Origin of the sequence: Pseudomonas sp. GXZC (genome assembly GCF_026967615.1) — a bacterium.
Classification (GTDB): domain Bacteria; phylum Pseudomonadota; class Gammaproteobacteria; order Pseudomonadales; family Pseudomonadaceae; genus Aquipseudomonas; species Aquipseudomonas azotoformans_A.
The window spans coordinates 6145268-6160581 of the sequence record NZ_CP114115.1; the positions used below are offsets into that span (position 1 = coordinate 6145268).

The window sequence follows — 15314 nt, forward strand, 5'->3', positions numbered from 1 at the left end:
TTCCAGACATCCAGCGAAACTAAAGCGCGGCGACCATGGCCCAAACTCCAGAGAGGGAGAACGTCATGAGCCGAGCTTTTGTAAACGAGGACAGCGCCGCCGCCCAGGCTGATCAGCCGGTGGAACGTCAGGTGAGCGAGCAGCCCAATCGCCTGACTGCGCATGGTTTGGCGCAATTGCAGGCCAAGGTTGCGCAGTTGCAGCACGAATACAGTCTCGAATCTGCCAAGGGCGATAAACAGCGCCAGGCCGACCTTGAGCGGGATTTGCGCTACTTCAACCAGCGGGTGCAAAGCGCCCAGGTGGTCGCGCCGGCCACCTCCACCGACAAGGTGCAGATCGGCAGTTGGGTGACCTTCGCCAATGAGCAGGACGAACAACAACGCATCCAGTTGGTCGGTGAAGACCAGGCCGATGCGGGCGCAGGCTTGATCAACTGGGGTTCGCCCCTGGGCCGCGCCTTACTGGGCGCCCAGGTGGGTGACGAGGTGCTGTGGCAGCGCCCCGTCGGCGATCAGTTGATCGAAGTGCTGCGGATCGAACCCGAGGCTTAGACGATGCCTTGGGCCAGCATCGCGTCGGCGACTTTGACGAAGCCGGCGATGTTCGCGCCTTTCACGTAGTTGATCCGGCCATTTTCTTCGCCGTAATGCACGCAGGCATGGTGGATCGACTGCATGATGTTGTGCAGCTTGCTGTCCACTTCACCGGCGGTCCACAGCAGGCGCATGGCGTTCTGCGACATTTCCAGGCCGCTCACGGCCACGCCGCCAGCGTTAGAAGCTTTACCCGGCGCGAACAGGGTGCCCGCCTCGATAAAGATATCCACAGCCTCGAGCGTGGTCGGCATGTTGGCGCCTTCGGCCACGCAGATGCAGCCATTGCGCAGCAAAGCGCGGGCGGCGTCGGCATCCAGTTCATTCTGGGTCGCGCAGGGCAACGCAATGTCGCAAGCCAGTTCCCATGGGGTCTGGCCTTTGCGGAATTCCAGGCCGAAACGCTCGGCCAGTTCGCTGATGCGGCCGCGCTGGACGTTTTTCAGCTCCAGCAGGGCCGACCATTGCTCTTCGGTCAAACCGCTTTCGGCGTACAGAGTGCCTTCGGAGTCGGACAGGGAAATCACCTTGCCGCCCAGGTCCATGACCTTGCGCGCCGCGTATTGCGCCACGTTGCCGGAGCCGGACACCGCTACACGCTTGCCTTCCACCCGCTGGTTGTTGCGCTTGAGCATCTCTTCAGCGAAGTACACGCAGCCGAAACCCGTGGCTTCCGGGCGGATCAGGCTGCCGCCGTAGGTCATGCCCTTACCGGTCAGCACGGAGGTGAACTGGTTGCTCAGACGCTTGTACTGGCCGAACAGGAAGCCGATCTCACGGGCGCCCACGCCGATATCGCCGGCCGGCACGTCCACGTCCGCGCCGATGTGGCGATACAGCTCGCTCATGAAGGACTGGCAGAAACGCATGACTTCAGCATCGCTCTTACCCTTGGGGTCGAAGTCCGAGCCGCCTTTGCCGCCCCCCATGGGCAGCGAGGTCAGGGAGTTCTTGAAGGTCTGCTCGAAGGCGAGGAACTTCAACACGCCCAGGTTCACCGATGGATGGAAGCGCAGGCCACCTTTATACGGGCCGATGGCGCTGTTCATCTGGATACGGAAACCGCGATTGACCTGGACCTTGCCATGATCATCCACCCACGACACCCGGAAGGTAATCGCGCGCTCCGGCTCGCAGATGCGCTCCAATATGCCCGAGGTCAGGTAGTGGGGGTTGGCTTCCAGAAACGGCCACAGGCTGCGTAGGACTTCTTCTACGGCCTGGTGGAATTCCGGCTGGTCGGGGTCGCGTTTCTTGAGGCGGGCAAGGAAGGATTCGACGGATTCGATCATGAAAAGTCTCGGCAAATTTTTAGTTGTTAACGGAGATTGAGCCGGACTTTATCAATTCATTCCGCACTGCGACAGGGCAAAATGTCGCCTTTATGAATTTAAATGGTGCGCTTTATATAACTGTATCCAGTTTCAGGGGCTTTTATGCACCTTTTCAGGGAGCAAGCCCGAACCGAGCGCACCATCAAATCCCAGGCAAAAAAAGCGGAGCCCGAAGGCTCCGCTCTTTCAAACCACCAACCCGAATCAGGCCAGTTTTTTGTGACGCACACGGTGCGGCTGGGCAGCAGCGTCGCCCAAGCGCTTTTTACGGTCCGCTTCGTACTCGGTGTAGTTACCTTCGAAGAACACCGCTTGCGAGTCGTCTTCGTACGCCAGGATGTGGGTCGCGACGCGGTCAAGGAACCACCGATCGTGAGAGATCACAATGGCGGCGCCCGGGAAGTCCAGCAGCGCTTCTTCCAGGGAACGCAGGGTTTCAACGTCGAGGTCGTTGGACGGTTCGTCGAGCAGCAGGACGTTGCCGCCCTCTTTCAGGGTCAGGGCCAGGTGCAAGCGACCGCGCTCACCACCGGACAGGTCCTTGACGAACTTCTGCTGGTCGCCGCCCTTGAAGTTGAAACGGCCGACGTAGGTACGCGACGGGATTTCATAGTTGCCGATGCGGATCTGGTCGGAACCGTCGGAAATCTGCTGGAACACGGTCTTGCTGCCATCCAGGTCTTCACGGCTCTGGTCCACGCAGGCAAGCTGCACGGTTTCGCCGACTTCGATGGTGCCCGAATCCGGGGTTTCCTTGCCCATCAGCATGCGGAACAGCGTGGATTTACCCGCACCGTTACCACCAATAACGCCGACGATCGCGCCTTTTGGCATGGAGAACGACAGGTTGTCGATCAGCACGCGGTCGCCATAGCCTTTGGAAACGTTCTTGAACTCGATGACCTTGTCACCCAGGCGCGGACCGGCCGGGATGTAGATCTCGTTGGTTTCCGAACGCTTCTGGAATTCCTGGGATTGCATTTCTTCAAAGCGTTGCAGACGTGCCTTGGATTTGGACTGGCGGGCCTTGGCGCCTTTGCGCACCCACTCCAGTTCTTCCTTCATGGCCTTTTCATGGGCCGATTGCTGCTTGGATTCGGCGGCCAGACGGTCGGACTTGGCTTCCAGCCAACCGGAGTAGTTGCCCTCGTAAGGGATACCGGCGCCACGGTCGAGCTCGAGGATCCAGCCGGCCACGTTGTCCAGGAAGTACCGGTCGTGCGTGATCGCGACCACGGTGCCTGGGAAATCGTGTAGGAAGTGTTCCAGCCAGGCGACGGAATCGGCGTCCAAGTGGTTGGTAGGTTCGTCGAGCAGCAGCATGTCGGGGGCCGACAGCAGCAGGCGGCACAGGGCCACACGACGTTTTTCACCACCGGACAGGTGTTCGACCTTGGCGTCCCACGCCGGCAGGCGCAGTGCGTCGGCGGCGACTTCCAGCTGGCGCTCCAGGTTGTGACCATCGCTGGCTTGCAGGATGGCTTCGAGCTTGGCCTGTTCGGCGGCCAGTTTGTCGAAGTCGGCATCTTCTTCAGCGTACGCCGCGTAGACCTCGTCCAGGCGCGCCTGGGCGTTCTTGATCACGCTGACGGCTTCTTCCACCACTTCACGCACGGTCTTGGTCGGGTCCAGGATCGGCTCTTGCGGCAGGTAGCCGATGTTCAGGTCAGGCATCGGGCGGGCTTCGCCTTCGAACTCGGTGTCGACGCCGGCCATGATTTTCAACAGGGTGGACTTACCCGAACCGTTGAGGCCGAGCACGCCGATCTTGGCGCCTGGGAAGAAGGACAGCGAAATGTTTTTCAGGATTTCCCGCTTCGGAGGGACAACTTTGCCCAGCCGATGCATGGTGAAGACGTATTGAGCCAAAATGTGGACCTCATAAAAGTAAGAACAGGCCTACGTAGCGTCATGGCGCTGTACATAGTGTTGCGAATCCTCAAGGTTAACCTAAGTGACCGAGCGTATCGAAGCCTATCTGTTAGATTAGCCGGCCAAAACCCTCAGGGGTTCCAGGAGACACCCTTCATGCTTGGCGTCCTATCCGCACTCGGGCTACTGCTATTAATGCCGGGGCCCACCAACACGCTGCTGCTGCGCTCGGGGTTACTCGTAGGATTCCGGCGCGCCTGGCCGCTGAGCCTGCTGGAATGCCTGGCCTACCTGACGCAGATCTCCTTTTGGGGCTACCTGCTCGGCCATATCGGCGACAACGCGCCCTGGGGCCTGAAGCTCATGCAGTTCGCCTCGGTCTGCTATTTGATCAGGACTTGCTACCTGCTGTGGTGCCATCCCGACGAAACACTCCACACTGGGCCGGAGGCAAGGGTCTCCACGCTGAATTTCTTTTTGCTCACGTTGATCAACCCCAAGGGATTACTGATCGTGTCGTTTATCGTCCCGATGCAGACGTTCGCAGACTTAAACCTGTACGTGCATTTCGTCGCGCAGTTCACCGCCGTTGTGATACCGGTGGGCTGTGCCTGGGTGCTGCTGGGGGCCCGCATCAAACGCGGCGGATACGCGTGGTTGACGCCGCACACCATCAACCGCACGGCTTGCGTGGTTATCAGCCTGTTCACGCTGGCGATTCTGACGCGGCTGGCGGACAGCCTGATCCATACCAGCAGCGCTCTCTAGTGCCCGCCAGGCGGGGCTGGCACTTTGCCACAAGTCAAGGCATGCTAGCCGCCCTCCGGGCGTCCGGCTTATAGTGCACGTCGCGCGCCAGTCCAGCCAAACCGCAGGATCACAGCTTGTCCAAAGTCACGCCGCCAACTCCCCTGCGCGCCGCTCATATAGCGCCGGGAGCGCCCCTGCACGGCACCCTCAAAGGCGCATTGGCGACGCTCGTCCTCATGCTGCTCGCGTTATTGTTCTGGCAGTTGCTCGACCAGCTCCAGCAAAACCAGAAGAACCAGCAGCAATACACCATCGACTACAGCGCCGACCTGGCTGAACAGATCAGCCTGAACATGGCCCTCAGCGCAAAAATCGCCCTGAACTTGCTGCCGATGGTCGAGCCACCGCGTGACAGCGAACAGCAACAGGCCCTGATGCGCACCTTGCAACGCTCGCTGCCGGAGCTGCGCAGCATCGCCCTGCTCGCCCCCAGCGGCGCGATGGTCAGTGACAGCGCCACCGACAGCCAGGACGCCGCCTGGCTGGCAGAACTGGTGCAACGCAGCCACGCCCAATCCTATTACCTGAGCAACAGCAACGACGGCACGATTATCTATCTGTTGCTGCACCAACCCAGCGGCGGCTCGCGGATGTATTGGGCGCTGCGCCTGGCCCCCAACTACCTGAGCAATCTCACCCGCCAAGACGGCCAGGGCCAGCGCCCGCTGTGGGTCATCGAGAATCGCATCAACCATCGGGTTGTCAGCCGAGACAGCGGCATGCCAGCGCAGTGGGCGTCTGCGTTGACCCCGGACGAGCTGAATAAAAGCGTACTGGTCACGCCCCTGAGCAAGAGCGACTGGCAACTGCGCGGGCTGTTCGACCGCACGGCGGTGCTGGAACAACTGCTGCCGGCCTTTATCGGTAAATGCCTGCTGGGCCTGGCGTTTTCATTGATCCCGGTGATCGTGCTGTTGAACATGCGTCGCCGCCAGCGCCAGGTGCATGAAGGCCGGCGGCGCTACCAGGACATTTTCGAAGGCACCGGCGTGGCCTTGTGCGTGCTCGACCTGTCGGGCCTGAATGCCTTCTTCGACAAGACCCGGCTGGAGACCCGCGAGCAACTGCACGCCTGGCTGCAGGACAACCCTAACGAGCGCCAGCAACTGCTCAAGGAACTGCGCATCACCGAGGTCAACCAGGTGGCGGTGCGCCTGCTGAACGTGGGTTCCTGTGAAGAGGCCTGGGAGCGCTTGATCGATGATTGCCCGCGCAATGCCACGTCCATCGGCTACCAGATTCTTGAGGCGGTACTGACCCAGCAGAACCAGTTGGAACTGGAAATCCAGCTCAAGGACGTGGCCGGCAACGAGCAGTACCTGTGGCTGGTGATGCGCCTGCCGGAGCAGCAGGACGATTTCAAGGCAGTGATCCTCAGCATCAGCGATATCACCAGCCGCAAGTTGATCGAGCTGTCGCTGGTGGAGCGCGAGAGCTTCTGGTCCGACGTGGTACGCACCGTCCCCGACCACCTGTATGTGCAGGACGTGATCAGCCAGCGCATGATTTTCAGCAACCATCACCTGGGCCATACCCTCGGCTACAACAAGGCCGAACTGCAGCAAATGGGCGAGTACTTCTGGGAAATCCTGCTGCACCCCGAAGACGCCGAGCATTACCACGACCTGCGCCAGCAGCAGCGCCAGATCGGCTACACCACCCAATTGCAATGCCAGCTGCGCTTTCGTCACCGCAATAACCAATGGCGGCGCTTTGACATCCGCGAGCAGGCCCTGGCCCGCGACAAGACGGCGCAGATCACCCGCATCATCGGCGTGGCCAAGGACATCACCGACCAGATCGAGGCCAGCGAATCCCTGCGTGACAGCGAACAGCGCTACCGCATGCTGGCCGAAAGCATCAGCGACGTGATCTGCTCCACCGACAGCCAGTTGGCGCTCAACTACATCAGCCCTTCGGTCAACGCCGTGCTCGGTTATGACGTGGATTGGGTGTTCAAGAACGGCTGGCAGTCGATCATCGCCAACCCGCAGCAACTGACCGGCATTTACAGCCTGGTGGAACAGGTCAGCCGCTCGCTGGGCGATCCTGAGGCGCTGAACCGGCTGCGTGATGAGATCCAGACCCAACTGTTCCTGTTCGACTGCTTGCGCGCAGACGGTCGCAAAGTGCCGATCGAGCTGCGACTGGTGCTGGTGTGGGACGAACACGGCGCCTTCGAGGGCATCCTTGGCGTGGGCCGCGACATCAGCCAGCAACGCCGCGCCGAGAAAGACCTGCGCATGGCGGCCACGGTATTCGAACACTCGACCTCGGCGATCCTGATTACCGACCCCGCGGGCTATATCGTGCAGGCCAACGAGGCGTTCAGCCGGGTCAGCGGCTATGCGGTCAGCGATGTACTCGACCAGTTGCCGAACATGCTCACCGTCGACGAACAGCAGGAAGCCCATCTGCGCTACGTGCTCAAGCAACTGCACCAGCACAGCACCTGGGAAGGCGAAGTGTGGCTCAAGCGCCGCAACGGCGAGCATTACCCGGCGTGGGTGGGCATTACCGCCGTGTTCGACGATGAAGGCGACCTGGCCAGCTATGTGTGCTTCTTCAGTGACATCAGTGAGCGCAAGGCCAGCGAGCAGCGCATCCACCGCCTGGCTTACTACGACGCCCTGACCCACCTGCCCAACCGCACGCTGTTCCAGGATCGCCTGCACACCGCGTTGCAGTCGGCCGAACGGCAGAAGTCGTGGGTGGTGCTGATGTTCCTTGACCTCGACCGCTTCAAACCGATCAACGACTCCCTGGGCCACGCCGCTGGCGACCGCATGCTCAAGGAAATGGCCACGCGCCTGCTGGGTTGCGTGGCCGAAGACGACACCGTGGCGCGCATGGGCGGCGACGAGTTCACCCTGCTCCTGCAACCGCGGATCAGCCGCGAAATGGCGCTGAACCGTGCCATTCATGTGGCCGAGCAGATCCTCGCCAGCCTGGTGAAGCCCTTTGTACTGGAGGGCCGCGAGTTTTTTGTCACCGCCAGTATCGGCATCGCCCTGAGCCCCCAGGACGGCAACGAGCTGAGCCAGTTGATGAAAAACGCCGACACGGCGATGTATCACGCCAAGGAACGCGGCAAGAACAACTTCCAGTTCTACCAGGCCGATATGAACGCCAGCGCCCTGGAGCGCCTGGAGCTGGAAAGCGACCTGCGCCACGCTCTGGACCAGAATGAATTCGTGCTCTATTACCAACCGCAGTTCAGCGGCGACGGTAAACGCCTGACCGGCGCCGAAGCCCTGCTGCGCTGGCGCCACCCGCGTCGTGGCCTGGTGCCGCCGGGGGATTTCATCCCGGTGCTGGAGGAATTGGGCCTAGTGGTGGACGTGGGCGACTGGGTGATCAGCGAAGCCTGCCGACAGCTCAAGACCTGGCACCAGAACAAGGTGCGCGTGCCGAAAGTCTCGGTGAACATCTCGGCGCGGCAGTTCTCCGACGGCCAGTTGGGCACCCGCATCGCCACCATCCTCAAGGACACGGGCCTGCCGCCGGCGTGCCTGGAGCTGGAGCTGACCGAAAGTATCCTGATGCGTGAAGTCAACGAGGCGATGCAGATCCTCGACAGCCTGAAAAACCTGGGCTTGAGCATTGCGGTTGACGACTTTGGTACCGGTTACTCGTCGCTCAACTACCTCAAGCAATTCCCCATCGACGTGTTGAAGATCGACCGCACTTTCGTCGATGGCCTGCCATCAGGCGAGCAAGACGCACAGATCGCCCGCGCCATTATTGCCATGGCCCACAGCCTGAACTTGGCGGTGATCGCCGAGGGTGTGGAAACCCATGAGCAGCTGGACTTCCTGCGTGAGCATGGCTGCGATGAAGTGCAGGGCTACCTGTTCGGGCGGCCGATGCCGGCGAATCGGTTCGAGGCGCAGTTCAGTAACGATGCCCTCTTCATGTTCGACTGATCCTCTAGTGGGCTGACTTCCCTGTGGCGAGGGAGCTTGCTCCCGCTGGGGCGCGAAGCGGCCCCTCTTTTTTGGGACTGCTGCGCAGTCCAGCGGGAGCAAGCTCCCTCGCCACAACAGCTACAACAAGCACCGCTTATCCCCAGATGAGCCCCGCTTATCCGCGACATGATGTCCTTTCATATGCCATCTAAAACCCATTGGGTTAGAATGCCCTCCTTTTCTGCCCCCGATCCTTGAGGACCGCCATGTTCAGCCGTGATTTGACTATTGCCAAGTACGACGCCGATCTCTTCGCCGCCATGGAGCAAGAAGCCGTGCGCCAGGAAGAGCACATTGAGCTGATCGCTTCGGAAAACTACACCAGCCCAGCGGTGATGGAGGCTCAAGGTTCGGTCTTGACCAACAAGTACGCCGAAGGTTACCCAGGCAAGCGCTACTACGGTGGTTGCGAGTACGTCGACGTGGTTGAACAGCTGGCTATCGACCGCGCCAAAGAACTGTTCGGCGCCGACTACGCCAACGTCCAGCCGCACGCCGGGTCCCAAGCCAACAGCGCCGTGTACCTGGCCCTGCTGCAAGGCGGCGACACCATCCTGGGCATGAGCCTGGCCCACGGCGGTCACCTGACCCACGGCGCCAGCGTTTCCTCCTCCGGCAAACTGTACAACGCCGTTCAATACGGTATCGATGCCAACGGCCTGATCGACTACGACGAAGTCGAGCGCCTGGCGGTCGAGCACAAGCCAAAAATGATCGTGGCCGGTTTCTCTGCCTACTCGCAGATCCTGGACTTCCCACGTTTCCGCGCAATCGCTGACAAAGTGGGCGCGTACCTGTTCGTCGACATGGCCCACGTGGCCGGTCTGGTCGCCGCTGGCGTCTACCCGAACCCGGTGCCTTACGCTGACGTCGTGACCACCACGACCCACAAGACCCTGCGCGGTCCACGTGGCGGCCTGATCCTGGCTCGCGCCAACGCCGACATCGAGAAGAAGCTGAACTCCGCTGTCTTCCCAGGCGCCCAAGGCGGCCCGCTGGAGCACGTGATCGCCGCCAAAGCGATCTGCTTCAAGGAAGCCCTGCAGCCTGAGTTCAAGACCTACCAGCAACAAGTGGTCAAGAACGCCCAGACCATGGCCAGCGTGTTCATCGAGCGCGGCTTCGACGTAGTCTCCGGCGGTACTGAAAACCACCTGTTCCTGCTGTCGCTGATCAAGCAGGACATTTCCGGTAAAGATGCTGACGCTGCCCTGGGCAAAGCCTTCATCACCGTGAACAAGAACTCCGTGCCGAACGACCCACGTTCGCCGTTCGTCACCTCCGGCCTGCGCTTCGGTACTCCGGCTGTGACCACGCGTGGCTTCAAGGAAGCAGAGTGCAAGGAACTGGCTGGCTGGATCTGCGACATCCTGGCTGACCTGAACAACGAAGCCGTGATCGACGCGGTGCGTGAGAAGGTCAAGGCCATCTGCAAGAAGCTGCCGGTGTACGGCGCTTGATTGCAGTTGCTTGAACAAGAAGCCCGGCTCTAGAGCCGGGCTTTTTTATGCCTGATAGACGCGCTGGAAACCTTCGCGAATCTTGTCTTCCGGCAGTTCATCGGCAATAAACACAATCACACTCTCCCGCGCCTCACCCTCTTCCCACTCCGTGTCCCAATCGAAGCCGTAGAGCTTGAGCACACCCTGGAACACCATGCGCCGGTCTTCACCGGCAATATTCAGCACGCCCTTGTAGCGCAACAGTTGCTTGCCGTGGTCTTCGAGCAGTTCGTTCATGAACTCGCTCAGACGGTCGATATCCAGCGGCTGGTCGGTGCGCAGCACCAAGCTGGAGATACGGTCGATGGACGGCGCGGCGCGCACCGGGCGCAGGCTCATGCCAGCGTTGAGGTTGAAGCCACGCACATCGAGCAGTTCAGCCAGGTCGATGTTGCCATGGTCCACCACCCGAATCGGCGCACGGCGGTTGATGCGGGTGAGGCGCTCGCTGAGCGCGTCAAAGGTAGCGTCATCCACCAAGTCGCGTTTGCTCACCAGCAGGCGGTCGGCAAAGCCGATCTGGGCCTGGGCGATGGTCTGGGTCAGGTGGTGCTCAGCGTGGGCGGCGTCCACCAGGGTGATGATGCCGTCGAGGATATAGCGCTCGCGCAGTTCCTCGTCGATAAAGAAGGTCTGGGCCACAGGGGCCGGGTCGGCCAGGCCGGTGCACTCGATCACCAAGCGGTCGAAGGCGATTTCGCCGCTGTCCAGGCGCTCCAGCAGCAGGTACAGGGCTTTGGTCAGGTCGGTGTGGATGGTGCAGCACACGCAGCCGTTGGAAAGGGTCATGACTTGCACCGGCTCGGCGCCCAATAGCTGGGTGTCGATACCGGCCTCGCTGAATTCGTTTTCGATCACGGCGATCTTCAGGCCGTGTTCGGCCTTGAGCAGGTGGCGCAGCAAGGTGGTCTTGCCGGCGCCGAGGAAGCCGCTGAGGACGGTGACCGGAATGGGAGAGGACAAAAGCAGTTCTCCTTCAATAAACAGAAATAAAAATGGGAGCCCATTGGTATGGGCTCCCACAGGGGCCTGCCTAGCAGGTCAACAGCACTTGGGCCCACCCTTGCCGCCGTAACGGGCTTCCTGGCGTTCCCGGAAGAACGCCTTGTAGTCCATCATCGGCTTGTCCGGGTGTTTGGTTTGCATATGCTCGACGTACGTATCGTAGTCGGGCATGCCGACCATCAGGCGCGCGGCCTGACCGAGGTATTTACCGAGGCGATTGATGTCATTGAACATGGTTGCAATCCTCGATTACGCGTCCGGAACAGCCTGGAACGGGGCTTCTTTATCCGTACGTTCTTTGTTGCCCCAGGCGGCGACGCCGACCTTGAGCGCATAGAACAGGATGCTGAACACCACGAACAGGAACAGCGCCGTCAGCGTTGCGTTGGTGTAGGCGTTCCAGATCACGTGCTGCATCTGGTCGATGTTCTTCGCCGGGGCGAGGATCTGACCATTGGCCAACGCATCACTGTACTTCTTGGCCAGCGACAGGAAGCCAATCGCCGGGTTGGCGTCGAACAGCTTGATGAAGCCCGCGGTGGTGGTGCAGATCAGCAGCCAGACCGCCGGCAGCATGGTTACCCAGATGTAGCGTTGGCGTTTCATTTTGATCAGCACAACGGTGGCCAGCATCAGCGCGATACCTGCCAGCATCTGGTTGGAGATACCGAACAGTGGCCACAAGGTGTTGATGCCGCCCAGTGGGTCGATCACGCCTTGGTACAGCAGGTAACCCCACATCGCCACGCAACCGGCGGTCGCGATCAGGTTGGCGGTCCAGGACTCAGTGCGTTTCAGCGCCGGTACGAAGGAACCCAGCAGGTCTTGCAGCATGAAGCGACCGGCACGGGTGCCCGCGTCCACGGCCGTCAGGATGAACAACGCTTCGAACAGGATCGCAAAGTGGTACCAGAACGCCATGGTGTTTTCACCCGGCAGCACACTGTGCAGGATCTGCGCGATACCGACCGCCAGGGTCGGTGCACCGCCGGCACGTGCCAGGATGGTGGTTTCACCGATGTCACGGGCGACCGCCGTCAGTGCTTCCGGGGTAATGGCAAAGCCCCAGCTGCTGACAGTTTGCGCCACAGTCACCACATCACTGCCCACCACGGCAGCCGGGCTGTTCATAGCGAAATACACGCCAGGCTCGATCACCGAAGCGGCAACCATTGCCATGATGGCGACGAACGATTCCATCAACATACCGCCGTAACCGATGTAGCGGGCGTTGGTTTCGTTATCCAGCAACTTGGGCGTGGTGCCCGAGGAGATCAGCGCGTGGAAACCCGAGACCGCGCCACAGGCAATGGTGATGAACAGGAACGGGAACAGGCCACCCTTCCACACCGGGCCGGTGCCGTCGATGAACTGGGTCAGGGCCGGCATTTTCAGGTCGGGCATGGTGACCAGAATGCCGATCGCCAGGGCGATGATGGTGCCGATTTTCAGGAAGGTGGAGAGGTAGTCACGCGGCGCCAGGATCAGCCAAACCGGCAACACTGCAGCGACGAAACCGTAGCCGATCAGCATCCAGGTAATTTGAATGCCGGTGAAGGTGAAGGCCTTGGCCCAGACCGGGTCAGCGGCAATCTGCCCGCCCAGCCAGATCGAACCGAGCAGCAACAGCACGCCGATGATCGAGATTTCACCGATGCGGCCCGGGCGGATGTAGCGCATGTAGATGCCCATGAACATCGCGATCGGGATGGTCGCCATCACCGTGAAGATGCCCCATGGGCTCTCGGCCAGGGCCTTGACCACGATCAGCGCCAGCACCGCGAGGATGATGATCATGATCAGGAAGCAGCCGAACAGCGCGATGGTCCCAGGGATACGGCCCATCTCTTCGCGAACCATGTCCCCCAGGGAACGGCCGTTGCGACGGGTGGACAGGAACAGGACCATGAAGTCCTGCACCGCACCGGCCAGCACCACGCCGGCAATCAGCCAGAGCGTGCCGGGCAGGTAGCCCATTTGCGCCGCCAGCACCGGACCGACCAACGGGCCTGCACCGGCAATCGCCGCAAAGTGGTGACCGAACAGGATGTGTTTGTTGGTCGGCACATAGTCCAGACCGTCATTATTGAGCACTGCGGGGGTGGCCCGCCGTGGATCGAGTTGCATCACGTTGTTAGCGATGAACAGACTGTAGTAACGGTACGCAACCAGGTAGATGGCCACAGCAGCGACCACAATCCACAAGGCGTTGATCGCCTCGCCGCGGCGCAAAGCCACTACGCCTAGGGCGCACGCTCCTACGATTGCCAGCACCAGCCAGGGTAGGTGGCGTAGCAGGCTATTATTATTTTTCATTTTTATATTCCAGCCAGGGTGGACAGAAAGGACAGCCATCCCGAGTTTAGCGCTGTTGGCCTCAAAGGCCACCCCCCTACGTTGGTCTAGAGCCTCCTGCGCACAAAAAAAGCAGAAATTCCGGGCCGATGATGGCGCAGGGCTACAATCCTTCTATCTCCAGAGGGTTTCACCATGACCGAGCAACCGTCTGAACGCCGCCGTTTCCGTCGCATCGCCTTTGATGCCAAGACGACCATTGCCCAGGACAGCTGGAATTGGCCGGTGCAACTGCTGGATTTATCGCTGCGAGGCTTGCTGGTGGAGCGCCCTGACGACTGGCGGGGTAATGGCAAGCGGCTATTTGACGTGGACATCCGGCTGGACCCACGGGCGCATATAAAGATGCAGGTGAAGCTGGCCCATGAGGATCACGGGCAGTTGGGCTTCGTGTGCGAGCACATCGACCTGGATTCGATCAGCCATCTGCGGCGGCTGATCGAGTTGAACCTGGGCGATCCGCAAGAGTTGGAGCGCGAGCTGGGCGCCCTACTCGAATAGTGCATCCAATGCCTGTTCCAACCGCGTCACGCCAATGATCTTTATCCCCGGCGGCGACTCCTTCGGCGCATTGCCTTTGGGCACAATTGCGCGTTTGAAGCCGTGCTTGGCAGCTTCCTTCAAGCGTTCCTGGCCGCTGGGCACCGGACGCACCTCGCCCGACAGGCCCACCTCACCGAACACCAGCAAGTCATGGGGCAACGGTCGGTTACGCAGGCTGGACATGACTGCCGCCATCAACGCCAGGTCGGATGCGGTCTCCAGCACCTTGACCCCGCCGACCACGTTGAGGAACACGTCCTGGTCGTGGGTCGGGATGCCGCCGTGACGGTGCAATACGGCGAGCAACATCGCCAGGCGGTTCTGATCCAGGCCCAACGTCACGCGGCGCGGGTTGGCCAGATGGCTGTCATCCACCAACGCCTGCACTTCCACCAGCATCGGGCGGGTGCCTTCCCACGTTGCCATCACCACGCTGCCGGGGACTTCTTCCTGGGCGCGAGTGAGAAAAATCGCTGAAGGGTTGGAGACTTCTTTAAGCCCCCGGTCCGTCATGGCGAACACGCCCAGTTCGTTGACCGCGCCAAAACGGTTCTTCACAGCCCGCAGCAAACGCAGACGGCCATCGGACTCACCTTCAAAATACAACACGGTGTCGACCATGTGCTCCAACACCCGTGGCCCGGCCAGTGCGCCCTCTTTGGTCACATGACCGACCAGGAAGATCGCTGTGCCGCTCTGCTTGGCATAGCGCACCAGCAGCGCCGCACTTTCACGCACCTGGGACACGCCACCCGGCGCCGACTGCAATTGCTCGGTGAAAATGGTCTGGATCGAGTCGATCACCATGACCTTGGGCTTTTCGATACGGGCCGTGGCGATGATGCTTTCGATGCAGGTCTCGGTCATCACCCGCAGTTGATCCTGGGGCAGCCCCAGGCGACGGGCGCGCATCGCCACTTGTTGTTGGGATTCCTCGCCGGTGACATACAGCGCCGGCATGCGGCTGGCGATGCTGCACAGGGTTTGCAGCAGGATCGTCGATTTGCCGATGCCTGGGTCGCCGCCGATCAGCACCACCGAGCCGTCCACCAGGCCGCCGCCCAGCACCCGGTCCAATTCACCGGAGGCCGTGGAGAAACGCGGGATCTCTTCGACGCTGACTTCGGCCAGCGTCTTGATCTGCGCCTGTTGCCCGGTCCAGCCGGCACGGCCGGTGGGAGCTGCGGCGCCACCGCTCTCGATCATGGTCTCAGTCAGGGTGTTCCATGCACCGCACTCGGTGCACTGGCCGGCCCACTTGGGAAAGGTCGCGCCGCACTCCGTGCAGCCGTACATGCGCTTGGCCTTTGCCATTTGAGAACCTCCAAC

At 61.0% G+C, this 15314-nt stretch carries 11 protein-coding genes; 5 read left to right on the forward strand and 6 right to left on the reverse strand.

Annotated features, from left to right (window positions below):
• Positions 1–65: 65 nt before the first annotated feature.
• Positions 66–554 carry a GreA/GreB family elongation factor gene (locus tag OZ428_RS29020; protein WP_269132065.1) on the forward strand — a complete coding sequence of 163 codons (489 nt, stop codon included), beginning with the start codon at positions 66–68 and terminating at the stop codon, positions 552–554.
• Here OZ428_RS29020 and gdhA read toward each other — a convergent pair.
• Together gdhA and ettA are read right to left on the reverse strand one after the other, a co-directional pair.
• The gene (gene gdhA / locus OZ428_RS29025) at positions 551–1888 is read right to left on the reverse strand and encodes an NADP-specific glutamate dehydrogenase (RefSeq protein ID WP_269132066.1); all 1338 of its coding nucleotides are present in this window, start codon (positions 1886–1888) and stop codon (positions 551–553) included. The genes OZ428_RS29020 and gdhA overlap by 4 nt on opposite strands.
• A gap of 246 nt (positions 1889–2134) precedes the next feature.
• Positions 2135–3799 carry an energy-dependent translational throttle protein EttA gene (gene ettA, locus OZ428_RS29030; protein WP_033901566.1) on the reverse strand — a complete coding sequence of 555 codons (1665 nt, stop codon included), beginning with the start codon at positions 3797–3799 and terminating at the stop codon, positions 2135–2137.
• Positions 3800–3958: 159 nt separating this feature from the next.
• Between ettA and OZ428_RS29035 the strand changes: the two genes are divergently transcribed.
• From OZ428_RS29035 to glyA, 3 genes are all read left to right on the forward strand, one after another.
• Complete coding sequence (locus OZ428_RS29035) at positions 3959–4570, forward strand: LysE family translocator (RefSeq protein ID WP_269132067.1); 612 nt, start codon at positions 3959–3961, stop codon at positions 4568–4570.
• Positions 4571–4686: 116 nt separating this feature from the next.
• Positions 4687–8538: a sensor domain-containing protein gene (locus OZ428_RS29040; RefSeq protein WP_330911132.1), complete on the forward strand. Its 3852-nt coding sequence runs from the start codon at positions 4687–4689 to the stop codon at positions 8536–8538.
• Positions 8539–8786: 248 nt separating this feature from the next.
• The gene (gene glyA / locus OZ428_RS29045; protein WP_017737423.1) at positions 8787–10040 is read left to right on the forward strand and encodes a serine hydroxymethyltransferase; all 1254 of its coding nucleotides are present in this window, start codon (positions 8787–8789) and stop codon (positions 10038–10040) included.
• Positions 10041–10085: 45 nt separating this feature from the next.
• Here glyA and yjiA read toward each other — a convergent pair whose 3' ends face one another.
• The 3 genes from yjiA to OZ428_RS29060 form a co-directional block, all read right to left on the reverse strand.
• Positions 10086–11045, reverse strand: coding sequence for a GTPase (gene yjiA / locus OZ428_RS29050; protein ID WP_269132068.1), 960 nt, complete (start codon positions 11043–11045; stop codon positions 10086–10088).
• A gap of 78 nt (positions 11046–11123) precedes the next feature.
• Positions 11124–11321, reverse strand: coding sequence for a YbdD/YjiX family protein (locus OZ428_RS29055; RefSeq protein WP_033901562.1), 198 nt, complete (start codon positions 11319–11321; stop codon positions 11124–11126).
• Positions 11322–11336: 15 nt separating this feature from the next.
• Positions 11337–13403, reverse strand: coding sequence for a carbon starvation CstA family protein (locus tag OZ428_RS29060; RefSeq protein ID WP_269132069.1), 2067 nt, complete (start codon positions 13401–13403; stop codon positions 11337–11339).
• Between the two features lie 174 nt (positions 13404–13577).
• Here OZ428_RS29060 and OZ428_RS29065 point away from each other — a divergent pair, with 174 nt between their 5' ends.
• Positions 13578–13943: a PilZ domain-containing protein gene (locus tag OZ428_RS29065; RefSeq protein WP_269132070.1), complete on the forward strand. Its 366-nt coding sequence runs from the start codon at positions 13578–13580 to the stop codon at positions 13941–13943.
• Here the strand turns inward: OZ428_RS29065 and radA are convergent.
• Positions 13932–15299 (reverse strand): DNA repair protein RadA, encoded by a 1368-nt coding sequence (gene radA, locus OZ428_RS29070; RefSeq protein WP_016976768.1) that lies wholly within the window; start codon positions 15297–15299, stop codon positions 13932–13934. The two genes, OZ428_RS29065 and radA, sit on opposite strands and share 12 nt — an antisense overlap.
• Positions 15300–15314: the final 15 nt, after the last annotated feature.